At 56.2% G+C, this 22,800-nt stretch carries 18 protein-coding genes and 3 tRNA genes; 12 read left to right on the top strand and 9 right to left on the bottom strand.

Annotated features, from left to right (window positions below):
• Window positions 1-129: 129 nt before the first annotated feature.
• Complete coding sequence (gene blaACT, locus ACOT1A_RS17915; RefSeq protein ID WP_105322931.1) at window positions 130-1,275, bottom strand: ACT family cephalosporin-hydrolyzing class C beta-lactamase; 1,146 nt, start codon at window positions 1,273-1,275, stop codon at window positions 130-132.
• Between the two features lie 132 nt (window positions 1,276-1,407).
• Between blaACT and ampR the strand changes: the two genes are divergently transcribed.
• On the top strand, window positions 1,408-2,283 hold the full coding sequence (gene ampR, locus ACOT1A_RS17910; protein WP_276170366.1) for a LysR family transcriptional regulator AmpR: 876 nt from the start codon (window positions 1,408-1,410) through the stop codon (window positions 2,281-2,283).
• 29 nt (window positions 2,284-2,312) lie between these two features.
• Here the strand turns inward: ampR and frdD are convergent, their stop codons facing one another.
• Genes frdD through frdA form a run of 4 tightly spaced genes read right to left on the bottom strand, consistent with a single transcriptional unit; the run spans window position 2,313 to window position 5,606 of the window.
• Complete coding sequence (gene frdD / locus ACOT1A_RS17905; protein WP_000609653.1) at window positions 2,313-2,672, bottom strand: fumarate reductase subunit FrdD; 360 nt, start codon at window positions 2,670-2,672, stop codon at window positions 2,313-2,315.
• Window positions 2,673-2,682: 10 nt separating this feature from the next.
• Window positions 2,683-3,078, bottom strand: a complete 396-nt coding sequence (frdC, locus tag ACOT1A_RS17900; protein WP_003855953.1) for a fumarate reductase subunit FrdC — start codon at window positions 3,076-3,078, stop codon at window positions 2,683-2,685.
• Window positions 3,079-3,088: 10 nt separating this feature from the next.
• Window positions 3,089-3,823 carry a succinate dehydrogenase/fumarate reductase iron-sulfur subunit gene (locus ACOT1A_RS17895; RefSeq protein ID WP_022646809.1) on the bottom strand — a complete coding sequence of 245 codons (735 nt, stop codon included), beginning with the start codon at window positions 3,821-3,823 and terminating at the stop codon, window positions 3,089-3,091.
• Window positions 3,816-5,606: a fumarate reductase (quinol) flavoprotein subunit gene (gene frdA, locus ACOT1A_RS17890; protein ID WP_023305293.1), complete on the bottom strand. Its 1,791-nt coding sequence runs from the start codon at window positions 5,604-5,606 to the stop codon at window positions 3,816-3,818. The genes ACOT1A_RS17895 and frdA overlap by 8 nt, the downstream gene beginning before the upstream one ends.
• A 310-nt stretch (window positions 5,607-5,916) precedes the next feature.
• On the opposite strand from frdA, the gene epmA reads away from it, so the two are divergent.
• Window positions 5,917-6,894 (top strand): elongation factor P--(R)-beta-lysine ligase, encoded by a 978-nt coding sequence (gene epmA / locus ACOT1A_RS17885; RefSeq protein WP_003855960.1) that lies wholly within the window; start codon window positions 5,917-5,919, stop codon window positions 6,892-6,894.
• A gap of 178 nt (window positions 6,895-7,072) precedes the next feature.
• Entirely contained in the window at window positions 7,073-8,572 is a 1,500-nt protein-coding gene (gene yjeM, locus ACOT1A_RS17880) for a glutamate/gamma-aminobutyrate family transporter YjeM (protein WP_032625184.1), read from the top strand.
• 40 nt (window positions 8,573-8,612) lie between these two features.
• Here the strand turns inward: yjeM and mscM are convergent, their stop codons facing one another.
• From mscM to rsgA, 3 genes are all read right to left on the bottom strand, one after another.
• The gene (gene mscM / locus ACOT1A_RS17875; protein WP_022646812.1) at window positions 8,613-11,936 is read right to left on the bottom strand and encodes a miniconductance mechanosensitive channel MscM; all 3,324 of its coding nucleotides are present in this window, start codon (window positions 11,934-11,936) and stop codon (window positions 8,613-8,615) included.
• A gap of 19 nt (window positions 11,937-11,955) precedes the next feature.
• Window positions 11,956-12,924, bottom strand: a complete 969-nt coding sequence (asd, locus tag ACOT1A_RS17870; RefSeq protein ID WP_022646813.1) for an archaetidylserine decarboxylase — start codon at window positions 12,922-12,924, stop codon at window positions 11,956-11,958.
• A gap of 97 nt (window positions 12,925-13,021) precedes the next feature.
• A complete protein-coding gene (gene rsgA, locus ACOT1A_RS17865; protein WP_072202591.1) occupies window positions 13,022-14,074 on the bottom strand; it encodes a small ribosomal subunit biogenesis GTPase RsgA in 1,053 nt (350 codons plus the stop codon).
• Window positions 14,075-14,181: 107 nt separating this feature from the next.
• On the opposite strand from rsgA, the gene orn reads away from it, so the two are divergent.
• The 4 genes from orn (at window position 14,182) to ACOT1A_RS17845 (ending at window position 15,241) form a co-directional block, all read left to right on the top strand.
• Window positions 14,182-14,727, top strand: a complete 546-nt coding sequence (gene orn / locus ACOT1A_RS17860; RefSeq protein ID WP_003855965.1) for an oligoribonuclease — start codon at window positions 14,182-14,184, stop codon at window positions 14,725-14,727.
• Between the two features lie 196 nt (window positions 14,728-14,923).
• Window positions 14,924-14,999 (top strand) — tRNA-Gly (locus ACOT1A_RS17855).
• 45 nt (window positions 15,000-15,044) lie between these two features.
• Window positions 15,045-15,120, top strand: a tRNA-Gly gene (locus ACOT1A_RS17850).
• Between the two features lie 45 nt (window positions 15,121-15,165).
• Window positions 15,166-15,241 (top strand) — tRNA-Gly (locus ACOT1A_RS17845).
• A gap of 270 nt (window positions 15,242-15,511) precedes the next feature.
• Here ACOT1A_RS17845 and queG read toward each other — a convergent pair.
• Window positions 15,512-16,651 (bottom strand): tRNA epoxyqueuosine(34) reductase QueG, encoded by a 1,140-nt coding sequence (queG, locus tag ACOT1A_RS17840; protein ID WP_015572463.1) that lies wholly within the window; start codon window positions 16,649-16,651, stop codon window positions 15,512-15,514.
• On the opposite strand from queG, the gene nnr reads away from it, so the two are divergent.
• From nnr to miaA, 5 genes are read left to right on the top strand one after another with little or no spacing between them, the layout of a single operon-like run.
• Complete coding sequence (nnr, locus tag ACOT1A_RS17835; RefSeq protein WP_032677168.1) at window positions 16,650-18,173, top strand: bifunctional ADP-dependent NAD(P)H-hydrate dehydratase/NAD(P)H-hydrate epimerase; 1,524 nt, start codon at window positions 16,650-16,652, stop codon at window positions 18,171-18,173. The two genes, queG and nnr, sit on opposite strands and share 2 nt — an antisense overlap.
• Window positions 18,166-18,627: a tRNA (adenosine(37)-N6)-threonylcarbamoyltransferase complex ATPase subunit type 1 TsaE gene (tsaE, locus tag ACOT1A_RS17830; RefSeq protein WP_003855970.1), complete on the top strand. Its 462-nt coding sequence runs from the start codon at window positions 18,166-18,168 to the stop codon at window positions 18,625-18,627. Before nnr ends, tsaE begins: the two co-directional genes overlap by 8 nt.
• Window positions 18,628-18,643: 16 nt before the next feature.
• Window positions 18,644-19,984 (top strand): N-acetylmuramoyl-L-alanine amidase AmiB, encoded by a 1,341-nt coding sequence (gene amiB, locus ACOT1A_RS17825; RefSeq protein ID WP_022646817.1) that lies wholly within the window; start codon window positions 18,644-18,646, stop codon window positions 19,982-19,984.
• A 9-nt stretch (window positions 19,985-19,993) separates the two neighbouring features.
• Complete coding sequence (gene mutL, locus ACOT1A_RS17820; RefSeq protein WP_063150714.1) at window positions 19,994-21,838, top strand: DNA mismatch repair endonuclease MutL; 1,845 nt, start codon at window positions 19,994-19,996, stop codon at window positions 21,836-21,838.
• The gene (gene miaA, locus ACOT1A_RS17815; protein WP_063163224.1) at window positions 21,831-22,781 is read left to right on the top strand and encodes a tRNA (adenosine(37)-N6)-dimethylallyltransferase MiaA; all 951 of its coding nucleotides are present in this window, start codon (window positions 21,831-21,833) and stop codon (window positions 22,779-22,781) included. The genes mutL and miaA overlap by 8 nt, the downstream gene beginning before the upstream one ends.
• Window positions 22,782-22,800 lie beyond the last annotated feature (19 nt).

Below are 22,800 nucleotides of genomic sequence, written 5' to 3'. Positions count from 1 at the left end.
TGTAGATGACAGCAGGGAAAATGCGGGAGATTGTGCAGGGTGTTTTGCCGGGTGGCGGCTTCGCCTTACCCGGCCTACAAAGTTCATGCGTTGTGTAGACCGGGTAAGCGCAGCGCCACCCGCAATGTTTTACTGTAGCGCGTCGAGGATATGGTATGCCGCCTCAACGCGTGCCGGGTTCGGATAGCTTTTATTCGCGAGCATCACAATACCGATCTGCTTTTCAGGAATAAAGGCCACGTAGCTGCCAAACCCGCCAGTAGAGCCCGTTTTATGGACCCAGGACGCTTTGACCGGGGGAGCCGGTGGATTCACTTCTGCCACGGGCAGCGGTGCCAGCGCCACCTTACTGTCGCTGCCCTCGATCACCGTGTTGGCCTCCACGGGCCAGTTGAGCATCTCCCAGCCCAGACCCTGATACATTGACCCGATACGCCAGTAGCGCGACTGCGCCAGCGAGATGCCCTGCTTAAGTGAGGCATCAGCAACCTTCTCCGGCGCCATGTTTGCCATGACCCAGTTCGCCATATCCTGCACGTTGGTTTTCACGCCATAGGCTTGTGCATCCAGCATTCCCGGCGAAACGCGCACCGCTTTACCGTCACGATAGCCCCAGGCGTAATGCGCCTCTTCCGCTTTCGGAACGTTAATCCAGGTATGGTCCAACTTGAGCGGCTTAAGGACCCGCGTCGTCATGGCCTGCTCATAGCCCATGCCGGAAGGTTTGACCGCCAGCGCGCCAAAAAGACCGATACTGGCGTTGGCGTAAAGACGCGTTGTGCCAGGCTTCCACTGCGGCTGCCAGTTTTGATAAAAGCGCAGCAGGGCGGCATTATCCGTGACCTCATCCGGTACCTGTAGCGGCAGGCCGCCAGCGGTGTAGGTTGCGAGATCCAGCATACGAATCCCCTGCCACTGCTTGCCCGTTAGCTGTGGCCAGTATCTGGTCACCGGATCGTCCAGCGAAATTTCACCGCGAGCAATGGCATCCCCACCTAAAACCCCGGTGAAGGTTTTACTTATAGAGCCCAGCTCGAACAGAGTCTGAGGCGTAACGGGTTTATTAGCCGCGATATCGGCTTTGCCGAACGTGTAATAGTGCGGTTTACACTGATAAATAACGGCCACCGCCATGCCTGGAATCGACTGGGCTTTCATCAGCGGGGTAACCGTATTCGCGACCACCTCCGCCAGCTGTTTTTCTGACACTGGCGCGGCGAGAGCAGAGCAAGAGATGCCGAGCAGCAGGGCGCAGCAAAGAGATTTTTTCATCATCAGTAATCTTCCGTAATAGCGAGTCAAGGGGATGTCCGGGCCCGTCAGACAGGCGTAGTCTGTTGGATTTGACTGTACCTGACAAACGGTTAAATTTAGCATTAGCTGTTAATTTTTCTAACGGAAGAGACCATGACGCGAAGCTATCTCCCCCTCAATTCGCTTCGAGCCTTTGAAGCCGCCGCGAGACATCTCAGCTTTACGCATGCGGCCATTGAGCTGAACGTGACCCATTCAGCCATTAGCCAGCATGTGAAAGCGCTGGAGCAGCACCTGAACTGTCAGCTGTTCGTTCGCGTGTCGCGCGGGCTGATGTTGACTACCGAGGGAGAAAACTTACTGCCGGTACTGAATGATTCGTTCGATCGTATAGCCGGAATGCTGGATCGCTTCGCTAACCATCGTGCGCAGGAGAAGCTGAAAATCGGCGTGGTGGGTACGTTTGCCATCGGGGTTTTATTCTCACAGCTGGACGATTTTCGCCGTGGCTATCCGCACATCGATCTTCAGCTTTCCACCCATAACAACCGCGTTGATCCGGCTGCCGAAGGGCTTGACTATACGATCCGCTACGGTGGCGGGGCGTGGCATGGCACCGAGGCTGAATTTCTTTGTCATGCGCCGCTCGCGCCGCTGTGTACGCCCGATATCGCCACCAGTCTGCACTGTCCGGCCGACATCCTCAGGTTTACGCTGCTGCGCTCCTACCGACGCGACGAGTGGACCGCGTGGATGCAGGCGGCCGGCGAGCACCCCCCTTCGCCAACGCACCGTGTGATGGTATTTGATTCGTCCGTGACCATGCTGGAGGCCGCTCAGGCAGGGGTAGGTATTGCCATTGCACCTGTCGATATGTTTACCCATCTGTTAGCCAGCGAGCGCATTGTGCAGCCCTTTGCAACGCAGATTGAGCTCGGCAGTTACTGGCTTACCCGATTGCAATCCCGGGCAGAAACGCCTGGCATGCGCGAATTTTCCCGGTGGCTGGTGGAGAAGATGAAAAAGTAAAAAGCCCGCCGGATGGCGGGCCTGTTCAGTCAGATGGTGACCACGGCAATCAACGTGACGACCGTCAGAATGGTTGCCAGACCGTAGAAGACCCATTTACCGCTTGGCACATGGATTTTCAGATCGTGCATCGCATGGTGGATACGGTGCAGACCACACCACAGCGGCAGGACGATCATCAGGAAGATGAACACCCGGCCAATAAAGCTGCTCGCAAAGGCCAGTACGCGCTCATAGCTCAGCGCATCGCCCGGAAACAGCCCCAGCGGCAGCATAATACCGACCAGCAGGATAATGACCGGGGCAATAATGGCGCTCCACATGCCGCCTGCGCCAAACAGCCCCCAGAAGACCGGCTCATCTGAACGTTTTGGATTTGGATTGATCACAGTAGTCTCCTTACCAGAACAGTGCGACAAACAGAATGACCACAGAGACAACTGCCGTCACTGCCCAGAGCCCTTTAATAACCGGCTCTGGCCCCATTTTTTCGCCTTTTACAATGATGTTCGCTGCTTTTGGCGCCAGTTCAAACCAGGTTTTGGTATGCAGTAGCGCGGCTGCGAGCACAATCAGATTCAGAACTACGATGATTGGATTTTGCAGGAAACCCACAAAACTGGCCCAGGCTTCCGGGCCGTGCTTGAGGGCATACACCCCGTACATCAGTTCGAGGCTGAACCAGACCGCGGGAACAGCCGTGCCTTCACGCAGCATATAGAAGCGATAAAACGGCAGTTTTTTCCACCAGGTGGACGGCATTGGTCGCACGTAGGCTTTGCGTTTAGTCGTCATCATGCACTCCTTAGCGTGGTTTCAGGGTAGCGATAAGAAAGTCTTTCGAACTTTCCACTTTTCCCTGCTGAATAGCGGCGGCCGGGTCGACATGCTTCGGACAGACTTCGGAGCAGTAACCGACAAACGTGCAGGTCCAGACCCCGTTCTGGCCGTTAAGCTGTGCCATACGTTCTTTTTTGCCGTGGTCGCGGCTGTCCTCGTTATAGCGGTGCGCCAGGGTAATGGCGGCCGGGCCGATAAACTCAGGGTTCAGGCCAAACTGTGGACAGGCGGCGTAGCACAGGCCGCAGTTGATGCAGCCGGAAAACTGATGGTATTTCGCCATCTGCGCGGGCGTCTGGGTGTTTGGCCCCTGATCCGGCGTGCGCGGGTTGCCGATGATGTACGGCTTAATCGCTTCGAGGCTTTCGATAAAGTGGGTCATGTCGACCACCAGATCGCGCTCAATCGGGAAGTTGCCCAGCGCTTCAACCTTGATGCCCTTGGTGTAATCACGCAGGAAAGTTTTACACGCCAGCTTTGGCACTTTGTTGACCATCATGCCGCAGGAGCCGCAGATTGCCATGCGGCAGGACCAGCGGTAGCTCAGGTCCGGGGCCAGGTTATCTTTGATATAGCCGAGCGCATCCAGCAGGGAGGTTTGCTCGTCGTAAGGGACTTCATAGAAAGCGCTGTGCGGCGCGGCGTCCACTTCCGGGTTGTAGCGCACCACTTCAACTTTCAGTTTTTGCATCTCAGCCATTCGCCTTCTCCTTCTTATCGGCGGCTTCTGCTTCTGCACCGTACACGCGTTTCGCCGGTGGCAGCGTAGTGATTTTCACGTCGCTGTAGTCCAGACGGGTGGTACCATCCGCATCGCGCCAGGCGAGAGTATGTTTAAGGAAATTGACGTCGTCACGTTCGGTGCAGCCCTCATCCAGGCGCTGGTGTGCGCCGCGGGACTCTTTACGCGCCAGGGCGGAATGGGCCATACACTCTGCGACGTTCAGGCCGTGGCCCAGTTCAATGGTATAGAGCAGGTCGGTATTGAAGACGCTGGAGGTGTCGGTGATGCGCACGCGCTTGAAGCGTTCCTGGAGTTCCGCCAGCTTGTCGACGGTTTTCTGCATCAGCTCTGGCGTACGGTAGATCCCGCAGCCTTCTTCCATCGACAGCCCCATTTCGTCGCGGATCTTCGACCAGTTTTCGTTACCTTCCTGGTTCACCAGGCCTTTCAGGCGTTTTTCGATGTCTGCAACCTGCGCATCCAGCGCCGCGCTGTTAGCTTCACCTGCCGTTGCGGCACGCTCCATCGCGCGTTCGCCCGCCATGCGACCAAAGACCACCAGCTCAGCCAGCGAGTTCGAGCCCAGACGGTTTGCGCCGTGCAGACCGACGGAGGAACACTCACCCACCGCAAACAGCCCTTTGATGCGGGTTTCGCACTGCTGGTCGGTTTCGATACCGCCCATGGTGTAGTGCGCGGTTGGACGCACCGGGATCGGCTCTTTCACCGGGTCGACGCCCACATAGGCTTTCGCCAGCTCGCAGATAAACGGCAGACGCTCCAGCAGTTTCTTCTCGCCGAGATGACGCAGGTCGAGATGTACCACGTCGCCGCGCGGCGTTGAGATGGTATTGCCTTTGCGCCACTCGTGCCAGAAAGCCTGAGAGACTTTGTCGCGTGGGCCGAGTTCCATGTATTTGTTTTTCGGCTCGCCAAGCGGGGTTTCCGGACCCATGCCGTAATCCTGCAAATAGCGATAGCCGTTTTTGTTGACCAGAATACCGCCTTCGCCGCGGCAGCCTTCCGTCATCAGAATACCGGAGCCCGGCAGGCCGGTTGGGTGATACTGGACGAACTCCATATCACGCAGCGGGACGCCGTGGCTGAGCGCCATGCCCATACCGTCACCGGTGACGATGCCGCCGTTGGTGTTGTAGCGGTATACGCGGCCCGCACCGCCCGTTGCCATCACCACCGCCTTAGCGCGGATCTGGACGAGCGTGCCTTCCATCATGTTCATTGCTACCAGTCCGTGCGCATGACCGTCGTCGACCAGAATGTCGAGAACGAAATGTTCGTCAAAGCGCTGGATTTGTGGGAACTGGAGGGAGGTCTGGAACAGGGTGTGCAGCATGTGGAAGCCGGTCTTATCGGCAGCAAACCAGGTGCGTTCGATCTTCATGCCACCGAAGCGGCGGACGTTGACGCTCCCGTCCGGACGGCGGCTCCATGGACATCCCCACTGTTCCAGCTGGGTCATTTCCGTTGGGCAATGGTGCACGAAGTAATCAACGACATCCTGTTCGCAAAGCCAGTCGCCCCCTGCAACCGTGTCGTGGAAATGGTATTCGAAGCTGTCATGATCCTGCGCGACGGCGGCGGATCCTCCCTCTGCGGCTACCGTGTGGCTGCGCATCGGATAGACTTTTGAAATCAATGCGATTTTGGCGTTCGGATTGGCTTGTGCCGCAGCAATTGCAGCGCGTAATCCAGCCCCGCCAGCGCCTATTACGGCAAGATCGGCTTGAAAAGTTTGCACGACATTCCTCCAGATTTTGGTTTTCCCGCAACGTGATGAGCTAAAGGACGTTCACCTGCCCGAACGGACGATTGCGGAAGCGATTCCACTGCTCCTTTATGGGTAAAACAGTATAACCGCGTAGAAGTGAGGGAAATTTGACGTGTTCGATTTTTTTGCTGTTCTGTGCGGTGATTTATCATCGTGATTAATGAATGGCGTCACAGTATTTCTCTGTGCAATGAAAAGGAGCTTTTACTGTGCAAAATTTGTCTCTGCCCCGGCTTGCGAGTAGACTTCGTGCCCTTGTCTGAAAACGGAGAAATAACTCATGAGCGAAACGGCCACCTGGCAGCCGAGCGCATCCATTCCAAACCTGCTAAAGCGCGCAGCAATTATGGCGGAGATCCGCCGCTTCTTTGCGGATCGCGGCGTCCTGGAGGTGGAAACGCCGTGCATGAGTCAGGCGACGGTCACGGATATTCATCTGGTCCCGTTTGAAACCCGTTTTGTTGGCCCAGGCCACTCTCAGGGCATGAATCTGTATCTGATGACCAGCCCGGAATACCATATGAAGCGTCTGCTGGCGGCCGGGTGTGGTCCGGTCTATCAGCTGTGCCGTAGCTTCCGTAATGAAGAGATGGGCCGACACCATAATCCGGAATTCACTATGCTGGAGTGGTACCGCCCGCACTACGACATGTATCGTCTGATGAACGAAGTCGACGATCTGCTCCAACAGGTGCTGGATTGCGCGGAAGCTGAAACGCTCTCCTATCAGCAGGCCTTCCAGCGTCATCTGGAAATTGATCCGCTGTCGGCTGATAAAACACAGCTGCGTGAAGTGGCGGCAAAACTGGATCTGAGCAACGTGGCGGATAACGAAGAGGATCGCGACACGCTGCTGCAACTGCTGTTCACCTTTGGTGTTGAACCGCAGATTGGCAAAGATCGTCCGACGTTTGTCTATCACTTCCCGGCCAGCCAGGCTTCACTGGCGCAGATCAGCACCGAAGATCACCGCGTGGCGGAGCGCTTTGAGGTGTACTTTAAAGGCATCGAGCTGGCGAACGGTTTCCATGAGCTGACCGACGCGCGCGAACAGCAACAGCGTTTCGAGCAGGATAACCGCAAGCGCAACGCGCGCGGTCTGCCGCAGCAGCCGATTGACACCAACCTGCTGGAAGCGCTTAAAGCCGGTCTGCCGGACTGCTCCGGCGTGGCGCTGGGTGTGGATCGCCTGGTCATGCTGGCGCTGGGCGCAGAACAACTGGGCGATGTGATTGCCTTTACGGTCGATCGCGCATAAAGAATTGCCGGGTGGCGCTGTCGCTTACCCGGTCTACTCGGTCATTTAACTCTGCCACATTAAAAACTACTATCTTCTCTATGCACGGGTCTTTTTCTTAATTTGACTCGGATAGCCACAATATTTGTCTGGTCATCTGCTACCATCCGCGCAGTTTAATTCCGTTTCGGATGGTTATATGTCTCACTCACTCAAAAAAATGACCCTTACCGGGCTCATCCTGATGATTTTTACGTCAGTTTTTGGCTTTGCCAATAGCCCGTCCGCGTTTTATCTGATGGGCTACAGCGCGACGCCGTTTTATATCGTTTCCGCGCTGTTCTTCTTTATTCCGTTTGCGCTAATGATGGCGGAGATGGGGTCGGCGTACAGGAAAGAAGAAGGCGGCATCTATTCGTGGATGAACAACAGCGTCGGTCCGCGTTATGCGTTTATCGGTACGTTCATGTGGTTTTCATCCTATGTCGTCTGGATGGTCAGTACGGCGGCCAAGGTCTGGGTGCCGTTCTCAACGTTTCTCTTCGGTGCGGATAAAACGCAGGTCTGGTCTCTGGCGGGGCTGAGTTCCACACAGGTGGTCGGTATTCTGGCGGTGTGCTGGATGGTGGTTGTCACGCGGGTGGCCTCGAAAGGCATCAACAAAATTGCCCGTATCACTGCCGTTGGCGGAATTTCCGTGATGTGCCTGAACCTGGTGCTGCTGCTGGTCAGTATCGCTATTCTGTGCCTGAACGGCGGGCATTTCGCACAGGAAGTCAACTTCGTTTCATCGCCTAATCCGGGTTACCAGTCCGGGCTGGCCATGCTCTCCTTCGTGGTGTTTGCCATCTTTGCTTACGGTGGAATTGAAGCCGTGGGCGGGCTGGTCGATAAAACCGAAAACCCGGAAAAGAACTTTGCCAAAGGCATTATCTTTGCCGCCATCGTCATTTCCATTGGCTACTCGCTGGCGATTTTCCTCTGGGGCGTCAGCACCAACTGGCAGCAGGTACTGAGCAATAACACCACCAACCTCGGCAACATTACCTACGTGTTGATGAAAAGCCTGGGGGTGACGCTGGGCAACGCCATGGATCTCGCGCCGGAAACGTCGGCCACCCTGGGGATCTGGTTTGCGCGGATTACCGGTTTGTCGATGTTCCTCGCCTATACTGGCGCGTTCTTCACGCTGATCTACTCGCCGCTGAAAGCGATTATTCAGGGGACGCCAAAGGCGCTGTGGCCCGCACGTATGACGCAGCTGAATGCTGCCGGTATGCCTGCCAACGCGATGTGGATGCAGTGCCTGCTGGTGTGCGTGTTCATTCTGCTGGTGTCCTTTGGCGGCGATACCGCGTCGGCGTTCTATAACAAGCTGACCCTGATGGCAAACGTATCGATGACGCTTCCGTACCTATTCCTGGCGCTGGCGTTCCCGTTCTTTAAGGCGAAGCGGGATCTGGAGCGACCGTTTGTGATCTTCAAAACCCGCGTGGCGACGCTGCTGGCGACCACTGTTGTGGTGCTGGTCGTCGCGTTCGCCAACATCTTTACCGTCATTCAGCCCGTGGTTGAGGCAAATGACTGGAGCAGCACGCTGTGGATGGTTGGCGGACCGATCTTCTTCTCGCTGCTGGCAATGGGGATTTATGAGAACTACCGCCGCCGCATGATGACCTGCGTGGCAGAAGTGGCATAGCGGATGAAAAAACCCCTCCCGGAAGGGAGGGGGAAATGGATTATAAACTTCCCGCCGGGCGCGAACGCGCCGCAGACGTCAACGTTCTTCCCGTCTTACGTCCGTCCAGCGTTTCCAGACGCATCTGGAAAGGTGGGAACGGCATATCAATTCCGTGCTCGCGGAAGCCAGCCAGGATCAGCTGGTGGATCTCATGGCGCAGCGGCATACGGTGTCCCATCTCGGCGGCGTAGATACGCAGCTCGAAAATCTGGATCCCCTGCTGCAAATCAACCAGGAAGACTTCCGGCGGCGGGTTGTCGATTACCAGCGAACAGCGTTCAGCAGCCGTATACAGGATCTGCGTCACCTCTTCGCTGTTGGCATCCGACGGAGCGGGTACGGTCAGCACCACACGCGTGACGGAGTCAGACAGCGACCAGTTGATAAACTGCTCGGTGATAAACGCTTTGTTCGGGACGATGATCTCTTTACGGTCCCAGTCGCTGATGGTGGTGGCGCGGGTGTTGATCCTGGTGACGCTGCCGGTCAGATCGCGGATGGTCACCGTATCGCCAATTCGAATCGGCTTTTCAAACAGAATGATCAGACCCGAGACGAAGTTGGCAAAGATCTCCTGTAAACCAAAGCCCAGGCCTACGGTCAGGGCGGCAACCAGCCATTGCAGTTTTGACCATTCGATACCAATCATCGAGAAGCCAACCAGCCCACCAAACAGCATGATTAAATACTTGGTAATGGTGGTGATCGCATAGCCTGTGCCGGGGGTTAAATCCAGATGCTGCAACAGCGCCAGCTCCAGCAGGGCAGGGAAGTTACGGATCAGCTGCGTGGTGATAATGAGTACCAGAATCGCAATCAGCACGGCCCCTAAGGTGATGGGCTCCAGGCTTTCGACCCCCTGCACCGTCGACGTCACATCCCACAAAGAGATGTTCTCCAGGAAGCCAAACGCAGAGTGGATTTCCGACCACAGGAAGATCACCGACAGCAGGGCAACCAGCATCAGAATTGAGCGTACCAGCCGCAGGGACTGGGTACTGATCGCATCGAGATCCAGTTCGACGTCATCGGCGTCTGAAGTCCCTTCGGTGCTGTTGACGTGGTTCGGCTCTTCCTCACCCCGCGCGCGCTGAGCCAGTATTTCTGCGCGACGATGTTTGGCACGGTCAAACGCCAGACGACGACGCTGGATCAGCATGCCGCGGCGAATAACATGGTAGACCACCAGCAGCAGGAACCAGATAGCTACTGACGTTTCCAGTCGTGCGAGCAGCGCCTGCGATGTGGCGAGATAACCGACAGCCGCCGCCAGCATCGCCGCCAGCGGCGCGCTAAGCAGCAGGTTCCACAGCAGACGGTTAAACATGTTATCGCCACTGCCGGACTTGTCGAGATAAAGCGGGATCCCGGCGCGCTTCAGGCTGAGCGTCACTACCGCTAATGCCCCGCAGATCAGCATAAAGCACAGACGTCCCAGCGAGCCGGAGAACTCCCGGTCATTGAGATTATCGAACATGATCAGCGCCATAATCAGCGGCACAATCAGCCCGATGCTCATCAGGTAATAGCGCATCGCCCGCGCCACGCGATTACGCGGCCAGCCAAAGTGAGCGATGAACAGACCATTTGGCCGCGCAAACGTGGCGCAAATCATCACCACCCACAGCAGCGGAACGGTGGCGGTCACGCCATCGCCAATTGCGACGGCAAGCGGATAGGGCCAGGCTTCACGCAGGCCGTATCCGAGCGTCATCCACAGCACCGGCAGCGGAGACGCGACCAGAATTGACCAGAACACTGTACGCAGCGTCAGCCAGAAGTGATCCTGTGTCACTTTCCCCACCCGGGCGCTGGAGCGCTCAAGGAAACGGGTGAAGTGGCGACGGGAATAAATACTGAAACCCACCAGAATCAGTGCCCCCAGCAGCGGGAAGATGGTCTCCTTACTGGTGAGCATCATCACGCTGGCGAGACCCAGCTGGCTGAAGGTGTCCAGCGAAATGAGGCGGCGCAGATCCTGCACGATCTCGATCGGCCAGGCGAAGGTCATCGGCCGCACGTCGGATGTCCAGAACAGGTAACGGTGCGTGGCTTCGTTGACCTCTTTCAGCGCGTCCTCCAGCTGGCTGTTTGAGACTTTCAGCTTGGTGAGTTCGAGGATCAGCGTATCGCCCCCCTGCAACAGGGAATTGAGCAGTTCGCGTTGGGTGCGCAGCTGCGCTTCCAGAATACGGCTTTGCTCGCCGGTGAGCGGCTGTCCGTCAGCCTGACGGATCTGGCGGATTTGCGGCTGCTTATTAAGAAGGTCTTCATAATGAAGACGCTGAACGCGCAGCTGCGCCATCTCCGTATCAAGCTGCTGCGGTTTTGGCATCTCTGGCAGACGAGCCACCTGCGCGCGTAACGCTTCGCCCAACAGGTTAGACGAGCCAAGCCACTGGGACTGTTCACGCAGCGTGTTGAGAGCCTGACGAACCTGGAGGGTTTGATTAGTGGCCTGACGCTGCTGCGAGGCCACCAAATCCATGCGCTGCGCCTGCTGATTCAGCGCGGCAGAAAGCTCGCGGTTAACCTTAAACTGGGCGACGATGCTGTCGGGCAGGTTAGCGCTGTTTTCGGCCAACAACTCGGTGCTTTCCAGCGCACGTTCAGCTTCACGCTGACGCTGGCTGTTGAGTTGATTTCTCAGCGCCTGGAGATACGCATCCAGCTGTTCGCTCTGCTTCTGCGCCAGTTCCGAACGCATCCGCGACAGCTCCTGGCGGTTGTTAGCAGAAAGCTGTGCCAGCTCCAGTTCATCAACCAGTGCTTTAAGTCTGGCGGATTCCGCCTGTAGCCCAAGATTTTGGGCCTGATTCTGCGGGGTGTTGCCGGTCTGCGTCCCAATGCGGCGTTCCACCTCATTTAACTGACGGCGGGCATCGGTTTGCTGCTGTGGAAGCTGACTGAGAGAGTCGGCAATTTCACGCGCCCGTTCCTGCTCCTGCTGTGCCAGACGGCTTTTTTCCAGCAGCTGGCTGCTGACTTGCAGGATCTCCTGATTCAGCGCCTCGGACGTCATCCCTGCGGGTACCTGGCGTGGTTCATCACGCAGGCTGTTTAACTGCGAGCGCAGGGTCTGAGAGAGTTTGGGGAAGTTGTCGATAACCTGCTGATATTGCTGGGCGCGCTCAAGAGAACCCTTTCGTTCCTCAAGTGCGTTCAGTGCAGACTGGAGCGACTCAACGGCCTCCGGCTGAGCGGGTTTCGCCGCTTTTGCCTGCTCCAGCTCCTGGGTTATCTGTTTGGCGTCGGGGGCCGTCGCTGCGTACGCCCCCATGCTGAGGCACCAGGCCATCAGTAATACGATAATCGGGCGCACGTCAGCGATCCTTCTGTTGTTAACCTTCGTCTTTTTTGTCGTCAACCAGCGGGCTGGCATCGTGCTCGGCTTTGATCTCTTCTTCCGGCAACGGGGCTGGCGCAACGTCTGGCGTTGCAAAGACCTCCGTCGATACTGCCAGAGGCTGGCCGAGTTTGGTCACGGACAGGCTTTCCAGCTCGTCGACAAGGTTAACTTTGCCCGGTGCGAACAGGTTGATTACCGTTGAGCCCAGCTTGAAGCGGCCCATCTCCTGACCTTTCAGCAGGGCCACAGAACCTTCTTCTTCCCCGGCAGGCCAGGTCCAGCGCTTGATCACGCCTTCGCGTGGCGGCGTAATGGTGCCCGCCCAGACGGTTTCGATGCTGCCCACAATGGTAGCACCTACCAGAATCTGCGCCATTGGGCCAAATTCAGTATCAAACAGGCAGATGACGCGCTCGTTACGGGCAAACAGGTTAGGGACGTTTTGCGCCGTCAGGTGGTTTACAGAGAACAGATCCCCCGGCACGTAGATCATCTCGCGCAGGATGCCGTTACACGGCATATGAACGCGGTGGTAGTCGCGTGGGGAGAGATAGGTGGTCGCGAAAGTCCCGTTGCGGAACAGATCCGCCATTATGTAGTTACCGGCCAGCAGCGCTTCCAGGCTGTAGTTATGGCCTTTCGCCTGCAAAATTTTGTCGTCTTCAATTTTACCCAGCTGGCTGATCACGCCGTCAGCAGGCATCACCAGCACGTTCGGGTCGGTATTCAGCGGGCGCACTTCGTCGCGCAGCGGACGCACAAAAAATTCGTTGAAGGTGCGGTAGCTTGCCGTATCCGGCTTCTGCGCTTCTTTCATGTCGACCTTGTAGTATTTCACGAACAGGTCGATGACCAGTTTGGTCAGCCAGCCCGCTCGTTTGCTCGCGCCCCAGCCCGCCAGGCGAGTGAGCCACAGTTTAGGCAGAATGTATTGAAGCGAAAGTTTAAATGAGTTTAACAAGGTAGCCTCCAGGCCATTGTTTTGTCGTTCCTGATCCGGCAGTACGCTGCCGGAACCTGAAAAAAGGGGACGATTTTAGCGACGCTTAGCTTAGTTGTCAGTTATCAGAATCAGAAAAGTTTTTACGCGTTTTTACCTGGTCCATGCTTTCGAGAATACGATGGTAATTTTCGAAACGGGTTTCCGCTATTTCACCGTTCTCCACCGCTTCGCGGATGGCGCAGCCCGGATCGTTGTCATGTTTACAGTCGCGGTATTTGCAAGCGCCTATATAGTCATGGAATTCGACAAATCCGTTAAAGATTTGTTCCGGCTCAAGATGCCAGAGACCAAATTCACGCACACCCGGGGAGTCAATCACATCGCCGCCGTGCGGGAAGTGATAGAGACGTGAGGCGGTGGTAGTGTGCTGGCCCAGCCCGGAGACGTCCGACACATCGTTGGTCAGGATTTCTTGCTGAAGGCCGAGCAGGTTGTTAAGCAGGCTCGATTTACCCACGCCAGACTGCCCTGCAAAGATACTGATGCGGTCGGTCAGCGCATCTTCTAACGGCTTCAGGCCATCTTTGGTGCGGCTGGAAACCATCAAAACGCGATAACCAATATTGCGATAGATATCCATCTGCTCATTCACAAAGGCCATGGCCTCGTCATCCAGCAGATCGATTTTATTCAGCACGATGAGCGGCTCAACCTGTAGCGTTTCGCAGGCCACCAGGTAACGGTCAATAATGTTGAGCGAAAGTTCGGGTAAAATCGCTGAAACGATCACGATCTGGTTGATATTGGCGGCAATGGGCTTTACGCCGTCGTAGAAATCAGGACGGGTCAGAACCGACGTGCGTTCATGTACGGCTTCAACGATACCTTTAACCGTTACCCCTTCCGCAGCCGCTTTGCCTGGACGCCAGACCACGCGGTCACCGGTCACCAGGGAACGGATGGTGCGACGGATATTGCAACGGTGGATGTCCCCGTCGGCAGACTCGACATCGGCATGCATACCGAAGCGGCTAATCACCACGCCTTCCGTCGCTTCGCCAAACAGGTTGTCGTCGTAATCGGGCTTCTCCGTAGTGGTTTTAAGACGGCGCTGGTGATTTGCATTCACGCGGCGCTGCTGCCCTTTGGAGAGTTTATTTTTACTCAATCGCGCTGGCTCCTGGTCGCCCATAGCGGGCAAAACCTCTATGATACACTCTAATTAATACTAGTTAACCTGCTACTGCCGGTTAAGCGAGAAGGGTGGAAAATAACATGAGCGCGGACGAAAACAACCTGATTTGGATCGATCTGGAGATGACCGGCCTGGATCCCGAGCGCGATCGCATTATTGAGATCGCCACACTGGTCACCGATGCCAACCTCAATATTCTGGCGGAAGGCCCAACGATTGCCGTGCACCAGTCCGATGACCAGCTTGCGCTGATGGATGAGTGGAACGTGCGTACCCATACTGGCAGCGGGCTGGTGGAACGCGTGAAGGCCAGCACTCTGGGCGACCGCGAAGCGGAGCTGGCGACGCTTGAGTTTCTGAAGCAGTGGGTGCCGGCAGGAAAATCGCCTATCTGTGGCAACAGCATTGGGCAGGATCGTCGTTTCCTGTTTAAGTACATGCCGGAGCTGGAGTCCTACTTCCACTACCGCTATCTGGATGTGAGCACCTTAAAAGAGCTGGCCCGCCGCTGGAAACCGGAAATTCTCGACGGCTTCACAAAGCAGGGGACGCACCAGGCAATGGACGACATCCGTGAGTCTGTTGCGGAGCTGGCGTACTATCGCGAAAACTTTATTAAGCTTTAATTTTGCGATCCGGCGCCTTGCGTGGCCGGGTTTTTGTCGCTAAATTGTTCAGCTTGCCGATTAAATAAGCACTTGAACTTAATTTCAAAAAAATCGCTTTGAGGGGGGTTGCAGCTAAACGGATTTCTCGTATAATGCGCCTCCCGTAACGACAGAGAATTACACGTTACGACAGCAACAAAAGCAGTACAGATTTGCGGGAATAGCTCAGTTGGTAGAGCACGACCTTGCCAAGGTCGGGGTCGCGAGTTCGAGTCTCGTTTCCCGCTCCAAAATTTGAAAGTATCGCAAGATACGCACAGCACCAGAATACCCAAGCGGGAATAGCTCAGTTGGTAGAGCACGACCTTGCCAAGGTCGGGGTCGCGAGTTCGAGTCTCGTTTCCCGCTCCAAAATTTGAAAGTATCGCAAGATACGCACAGCACCAGAATACCCAAGCGGGAATAGCTCAGTTGGTAGAGCACGACCTTGCCAAGGTCGGGGTCGCGAGTTCGAGTCTCGTTTCCCGCTCCAAATTCTTCTTCTTTCCTAAATTATCCACAGCGAAATGCTTCGTTGGGGACGTTTTCTATTGTATCTGAAACACTCTTGTAAACAGAGTTATCCACAGAAACTGTGATAAATCCCAGTTGTGCAAAATGTTAGCAGGGTGAATAATATCTTCGTAAGTAACTGTAATCTATGAAGAAAATTTGATTTCAAAATGTTATTGAGATCACTTGACCTGTTTGCTAAACCTTATTGCGCCTGAATTCTTATTTTTATTCACAGCCTGTGAATATATCACACATCCCGTGGCAGCCCTTTTTCAATCACCCTGACCAGGCGCTGTTTCTTCGGTAACTGCACTTCAACCACGCCGGCATTTCGCTTCTCAATTTGCTGCGCAATCGCCCATTCTATGTGCTCATCAAGAAGTGGGTGCTCACCTCTGCGGCTTTCGAGCGCCTGAAGATTGGCTTCATCCCATGGGGCATTACCCAGCGCAACGGCCACATTACGCAGCCAGCGCAGGTGGCCGATACGACGTATGGCGGAACCTTCCGTCACCTTCAGGAACCAGGCTTCGCTCCAGGCGAACAGTTCGATCAGCTGCGGGGCATGTAACGCCTTGCGGGGACTGAAGTCTTCTTCGTCTGTCAACTGTGAATAGCGGTTCCACGGACAAATCAGCTGGCAGTCATCACAGCCGTAGATGCGGTTGCCAATAAGCGGACGAAATTCCTCTGGAATAGCACCTTCCAGCTCGATGGTGAGATAAGAGATACAGCGGCGCGCATCAACGGTATAGGGTTCAACGATAGCGCCCGTTGGGCAGATGGTCATACAGGCCACGCAGCGGCCACACCCTTCTTCCACCGGACCGTCTACCGGCAGGGGTAAATCAATCAACAATTCACCCAGGAAAAAGAATGAGCCCGCGTCGCGGCTTAAGATAAGTGAGTGCTTACCTGTCCAGCCAAGCCCGGCTTTTTCGGCGATCGGGCGCTCAAGAATAGGCGCAGAATCGACAAAGGGTCTAAAATTCAGCGAAACACAGTGCTGCTGAATGGTTTCCCCGAGCTTTTTTAGACGGTTGCGCAGAAGTTTATGGTAATCACGTCCCAGAGCGTATCGGCTGACGTAACCCAGCGAAGGATTTTTTAGCGTGCGCGCAAAGGCCGCGTTAGCGGGCAGATAGTTCATGCGTACGCTAATGACGCGCAGCGTACCCGGCAACAGCTCGTGGGGGCGGGCACGCATCATACCGTGGCGCGCCATCCACTCCATCTCGCCGTGGTATTGTTTATCCAGCCATGCCTGTAGCTTAGGCTCGCTGGCAGAGAGGTCGGTATCGGTAATACCGACCTTCTGGAAGCCCAGTTCAGCACCCCACTGTTTTATTTTCTGCGCTAATTCATTGAGATCGAGGGGCTGTGACATGACGGACCATACTGTGAAGAAAAACCCCGCAAGTATACCACATTCCATCTGGCATGCGGATGACCTCCGTCGGGCCGAAAAAGAGGCCGCAGACAGCCTCGGCGTTACCCTTTATGAACTGATGCAGCGCGCGGGCGAGGCGGCGTTTAACGTGGCGCGCACGGCTTATCCGGATGCCTCGCACTACCTGATTCTGTGCGGGCACGGCAATAACGGTGGCGATGGCTATGTGGTGGCTCGTCTTGCGGTGGCGGCGGGGCTGCGCGTTACCCTGCTGGCGCTGGAGAGCGACAAGCCGCTACCGGAAGAGGCTGGCATGGCGAGAGAGGCCTGGCTGAATGCGGGGGGCATTATTCATGCGCCTGATATTATCTGGCCCGAGGATGTCGACGTGATTGTTGATGGTCTGCTGGGGACGGGGCTGATGCGCGCGCCTCGCGATGACGTCGCCGCGCTGATTACCCACGCTAATGCGCACCCCGCCCCGGTGGTGGCGCTGGATATTCCCTCCGGCCTGATGGCGCAAACCGGCGCGACGCCGGGCGTGTCGATTGAGGCTGCGCACACCGTGACCTTTATCGCCCTGAAGCCGGGTTTGCTTACCGGTAAAGCGCGGGATGTCGTGGGGACGTTACATCACAACGCACTGGGGCTGGAAAACTGGCTGGCTGGACAGGATACCCACATCACCCGCTTTGATGCCTCCCTGCTTGCTCAGTGGCTGCCTCCGCGCCGCCCCACATCCCATAAGGGTGATCATGGCCGGCTGCTGATTATCGGTGGCGATCATGGCACGGCAGGTGCGATTCGCATGACAGGAGAGGCCGCGTTGCGCAGCGGTGCCGGATTAGTACGCGTGCTGACCCGCAGCGAAAACATTCCGCCGATTATTACCGCGCGGCCGGAGCTGATGGTCCACGAGCTTGCCCCACAGGCGATTGAAGAGGGTCTTGAGTGGGCGGACGTGGTAGTCATTGGTCCGGGCCTGGGTCAGCAGGAGTGGGGTAAACAGGCCCTGCAAAAGGCCGAGAATTTTCGTAAGCCGATGCTCTGGGATGCCGACGCGCTTAACCTTCTGGCAATAAACCCGGATAAGCGTCACAATCGCATTCTGACGCCACACCCCGGCGAAGCCGCACGGCTGCTTAACTGTAGCGTGGCAGAAATTGAAAGCGATCGCTTACTTTCAGCCCAACGTCTGGTAAAACGTTACGGAGGTGTTGTCGTTTTGAAAGGGGCGGGGACCGTTATTGCCAGCGATGATGCGATGGGCATCGTTGATGCCGGTAATGCAGGCATGGCGAGCGGCGGCATGGGTGATGTGCTCTCTGGCATCATTGGCGCATTGCTCGGACAGAAACTTCCCCTTTATGATGCAGCCTGTGCTGGCTGCGTGGCCCACGGTGCGGCGGCTGACAGGCTGGCTGCTCGTTACGGAACGCGCGGTATGCTGGCCACCGATCTTTTTTGCACGCTGCGGCGTGTTGTTAACCCGGATGTGATTGACGTAGAAAATGACTAATCGAGCGATTCCTTTACCTGATGAACAAGCCACTTTAGATCTCGGCAAGCGCGTGGCGCAGGCCTGTCAGGGGGCGACCGTCATTTATCTGTATGGTGATTTAGGCGCGGGTAAAACAACCTTCAGCCGTGGTTTTTTGCAGGCGTTAGGCCATAACGGGAACGTAAAAAGCCCGACTTATACGCTAGTAGAACCGTACACGCTTGAAAATATCATGGTGTACCACTTTGATTTATATCGTCTTGCGGATCCTGAGGAGCTGGAATTTATGGGGATCCGCGATTACTTTGCCAACGACGCCATTTGCCTGGTGGAGTGGCCGCAACAAGGTGCGGGTGTGCTGCCTGACCCGGATGTCGAAATTCACTTGGATTATCAGGCACAAGGGCGTGAGGCGCGCATCAGTGCGGTTTCCTCATCAGGCTGTTCCTTACTGGCGCGTTTAGCCGGTTGAGCGTAGGGATAACGGGATGATTAATCGCGTTAAAGGTTGGATTTTGGCAGCCACGGTTCTGCTGTGCGCGCAGGCCGGTGCGGCCAGCCTCTCGGATATTCAGGTGTCGAATGGCGATAGCCAGGCCCGCATTACCTTCAGCTTTATGGGCGATCCTGAATATGCTTTCTCACAAATCGACAGCCGCAGCGTGGCGCTCGATATTAAACAGTCCGGGGTGATCCAGGGGCTGCCGCTCCAGTTCAGCGGCAACAATCTGGTGAAAAGCATCCGTTCGGGGACGCCGAAGGATGCGCAGTCTCTGCGTCTGGTGGTCGATCTCACCGAAAAGGGCAAAACGAAGGCGGTTAAGCAGCAAAACGGCGCCAGTTATACGGTGGTTTTTACCATTAATGCTGATGTTCCGCCGCCGCCACCGCCTGCACCTGTGGTAGCAAAACGCGTAGAAGCGCCGGTTTATACCCCAAGGCCGTCTGAGCCAGCCCGTAATCCGTTTAAATCACAAAATGACCGACTTACCGCCGTGACCAGCAGCAACACGGTGACGCGTCCGGCGGTCAGCGCGCGGCGAACGCCGGTCAGTGGCGACAAAGTGATTATCGCCATCGACGCCGGACACGGCGGGCAAGATCCTGGCGCGATTGGCCCGGGCGGCACGCGGGAGAAAAACGTCACTATCGCCATTGCCCGTAAGCTGCGTGCGCTTCTGAATGACGATCCGATGTTCAAAGGGGTCATGACCCGCGACGGAGATTACTTTATTTCAGTGATGGGACGCTCGGATGTGGCGCGTAAGCAAAACGCCAACTTCCTGGTGTCGATTCACGCGGATGCTGCGCCGAACCGTAACGCCACCGGCGCGTCGGTATGGGTGCTGTCGAACCGTCGTGCCAACAGTGAAATGGCGAACTGGCTTGAAGAGCACGAGAAGCAGTCTGAACTGTTAGGCGGGGCAGGCGATGTGCTGGCAAACAGCCAGGCCGATCCGTATCTCAGCCAGGCGGTGCTGGATTTACAGTTCGGTCATTCTCAGCGCGTCGGGTATGATGTCGCCACTAACGTACTCAACCAGCTGCAAAGCGTCGGATCGCTGCATAAGCGTCGTCCGGAACATGCGAGCCTCGGTGTCCTGCGTTCACCGGATATTCCGTCGATTCTGGTAGAGACGGGTTTTATCAGTAATCACGGTGAAGAGCGTTTACTGGGAAGCGACAGCTATCAGCAGCAAATTGCTGAAGCGATTTATAACGGTCTGCGTAAATACTTTGACGCGCATCCGCTTCAGTCTGCGCCGCAGGGCGGGGCAGCCCAGACGGCAAGCGCCGCGCTGCCGGGTGAGATGACCGCGACTAATTAAGGAGAGTTCATGCCGATTCAGGTTCTACCGCCGCAGCTCGCGAACCAAATCGCCGCCGGTGAGGTGGTGGAACGCCCTGCATCGGTGGTAAAAGAGCTGGTGGAAAACAGCCTCGATGCAGGGGCGACCCGCATTGATATCGATATTGAACGCGGGGGCGCAAAGCTTATCCGCATTCGTGATAACGGCTGTGGCATCAAAAAGGACGAGCTGGCGCTGGCGCTGGCGCGTCATGCCACCAGTAAAATTGCGTCACTTGACGATCTGGAAGCGATTATCAGCCTGGGTTTTCGCGGCGAAGCGCTGGCCAGTATCAGCTCCGTTTCCCGCTTAACGTTGACCTCCCGCACGGCCGACCAGCAGGAAGCCTGGCAGGCCTACGCCGAAGGGCGCGATATGGACGTCACGGTTAAACCAGCGGCGCACCCGGTAGGCACCACGCTTGAAGTGCTGGATCTTTTCTATAACACGCCCGCCCGGCGCAAGTTTATGCGAACCGAGAAGACCGAATTCGGACATATCGACGAGATCATCCGCCGCATCGCGCTGGCACGCTTTGATGTCACTCTTAACCTCAGTCATAACGGTAAGGTGATGCGTCAGTACCGGGCAGTGGCGGAAGGCGGGCAAAAGGAGCGTCGGCTGGGCGCCATCTGCGGCACGCCGTTCCTGGAAAAAGCGCTGGCCATTGAGTGGCAGCATGGCGATTTGGCCCTGCGCGGCTGGGTTGCCGATCCGAACGCCAGTAGCGCCGCGTTTGCTGAGATTCAGTACTGCTACGTCAACGGTCGCATGATGCGCGACCGTCTGATTAACCACGCCATTCGCCAGGCCTGTGAAGATAAGCTCGGCACCGATCAACAGCCCGCCTTTGTGCTTTATCTGGAGATCGACCCGCATCAGGTTGACGTTAACGTGCACCCCGCCAAGCACGAGGTGCGTTTCCACCAGTCGCGTCTGGTGCATGATTTTATCTATCAGGGCGTCGTTAGCGTTTTGCAGAAGCAGGCTGAGCCAACGCTGCCGCTGGAAAACGACGTTCCTGCACCGCGATCGCTGCCAGAAAATCGCGTGGCGGCCGGACGTAACCATTTCGCTGAACCCGCAGCCGCGCGCGAACCAGTGGCTCCGCGTTTTTCGTCAGCGGGAAGCGCACCGCGCCCGACGGGCGCCAACTACCCGAATGCCCAGCCGGGGTATCAAAAGCAGCAAGGTGCGTTATACCGTAAATTGCTGGACACCCCAGCCGTGGAACGGAAAGAACATATTGAGGTATCGCCGTCTTCCCTTGACGGACATAGCCAGAGTTTTGGCCGGGTATTGACGATTGTCGCCCCGGACATGGCACTGCTTGAACGCGAGGGGAAATTGATGCTGCTGGCGTTGCCGGTAGCGGAACGCTGGCTTAAACAGGCGCAATTGACGCCAGGGGAAAACGCCGCCTGCGCTCAGCCGTTACTGATCCCGGTCCGGTTAAAAATAAACCATGAAGAAACAGGGGTTTTGCAGCGTGCCCAGGCGCTTCTTGCCGAAATGGGGATTGAAATCGTACTGGACGCGCAGCATGTGACAATTCGCGCAGTGCCTTTACCCTTACGCCAACAAAATTTACAAAACTTGATTCCTGAACTGATAGGCTACCTGGCGCAGCAAACGACGTTTGATGCCGCCGATACCGCGCAGTGGATCGCCCGCCATCTGGCCAGCGAACATTCGCCGTGGAGTATGGCGCAGGCGATTACCGTTCTGGCAGAGGTGGAACGCCTCTGTCCACAGCTGGTGAAAGCGCCGCCAGGTGGTTTGTTACAACCTGTTGATTTAAAAACGGCGATGACCGCCCTGAAACATGACTGATGTAAGTAAGGCGAGCCTGCCAAAGGCGATTTTTTTAATGGGGCCAACGGCCTCCGGTAAAACGGCGTTAGCCATTGAGTTACGTAAAGTTTTGCCAGTAGAGTTGATTAGCGTTGATTCAGCCCTCATTTACCGAGGAATGGACATCGGCACGGCGAAGCCCAACGCAGACGAACTGCGTGCGGCACCGCACCGTTTACTGGATATTCTCGACCCGGCACAGGCTTACTCCGCAGCAGATTTTCGCCGCGACGCCTTAGCTGAGATGGCCGAGATTACCGCCGCGGGACGCATACCGCTGTTAGTTGGCGGCACGATGCTCTACTTTAAGGCGCTGCTGGAGGGGTTATCGCCTCTGCCATCGGCCGATCCGGAAGTGAGAGCGGAGATTGAGCGGCAGGCGGCAGAGCAGGGGTGGGACGTTTTGCACAGGCAACTGGAAGAGATTGACCCGGTTGCCGCAGCGCGGATCCACCCAAACGATCCGCAAAGGCTTTCCCGGGCACTGGAAGTTTTTTTCATTTCGGGTAAAACTTTAACGGAACTGACGCAAACGTCAGGAGACGCTCTGCCGTATCAGGTGCATCAGTTCGCCATCGCCCCGGCGAGCCGTGAACTGCTCCATCAACGAATTGAGCAGCGTTTTCATCAGATGTTGGCTTCAGATTTTGAAGCAGAAGTGCGGGCGCTTTTTGCCCGTGGAGATTTGCATACGGACATGCCTTCCATTCGTTGTGTGGGATACCGCCAGATGTGGTCGTATCTTGAAGGCGAGATTTCATACGATGAAATGGTTTATCGAGGTGTTTGCGCCACGAGACAGTTAGCGAAGCGCCAGATCACCTGGTTGCGCGGTTGGGAGGGTGTTCACTGGTTAGACAGTGAAAAACCACAACAGGCGTTAAACGAAGTGATTGAGGTTATTGGTGATATCGCTGACTGAATGTGTACAATTAAGCCGT

It is taken from the genome of Enterobacter cloacae complex sp. SYL003, assembly GCF_049236925.1.
GTDB classification, from domain to species: Bacteria; Pseudomonadota; Gammaproteobacteria; order Enterobacterales; family Enterobacteriaceae; genus Enterobacter; species Enterobacter intestinihominis.
The sequence above is the reverse complement of the archived record's forward strand: the minus strand, read 5'-3'. Positions and strand labels throughout refer to the sequence as shown.

Coding starts and splice junctions, on each gene's coding strand:
- blaACT (WP_105322931.1), bottom strand. CDS start 1,275: ATGATGAAAAAATCTCTTTGCTGCGCCCTGCTGCTCGGCATCTCTTGC.
- ampR (WP_276170366.1), top strand. CDS start 1,408: ATGACGCGAAGCTATCTCCCCCTCAATTCGCTTCGAGCCTTTGAAGCC.
- frdC (WP_003855953.1), bottom strand. CDS start 3,078: ATGACGACTAAACGCAAAGCCTACGTGCGACCAATGCCGTCCACCTGG.
- ACOT1A_RS17895 (WP_022646809.1), bottom strand. CDS start 3,823: ATGGCTGAGATGCAAAAACTGAAAGTTGAAGTGGTGCGCTACAACCCG.
- epmA (WP_003855960.1), top strand. CDS start 5,917: ATGAGCGAAACGGCCACCTGGCAGCCGAGCGCATCCATTCCAAACCTG.
- yjeM (WP_032625184.1), top strand. CDS start 7,073: ATGTCTCACTCACTCAAAAAAATGACCCTTACCGGGCTCATCCTGATG.
- orn (WP_003855965.1), top strand. CDS start 14,182: ATGAGCGCGGACGAAAACAACCTGATTTGGATCGATCTGGAGATGACC.
- nnr (WP_032677168.1), top strand. CDS start 16,650: ATGACGGACCATACTGTGAAGAAAAACCCCGCAAGTATACCACATTCC.
- queG (WP_015572463.1), bottom strand. CDS start 16,651: ATGTCACAGCCCCTCGATCTCAATGAATTAGCGCAGAAAATAAAACAG.
- tsaE (WP_003855970.1), top strand. CDS start 18,166: ATGACTAATCGAGCGATTCCTTTACCTGATGAACAAGCCACTTTAGAT.
- amiB (WP_022646817.1), top strand. CDS start 18,644: ATGATTAATCGCGTTAAAGGTTGGATTTTGGCAGCCACGGTTCTGCTG.
- mutL (WP_063150714.1), top strand. CDS start 19,994: ATGCCGATTCAGGTTCTACCGCCGCAGCTCGCGAACCAAATCGCCGCC.
- miaA (WP_063163224.1), top strand. CDS start 21,831: ATGACTGATGTAAGTAAGGCGAGCCTGCCAAAGGCGATTTTTTTAATG.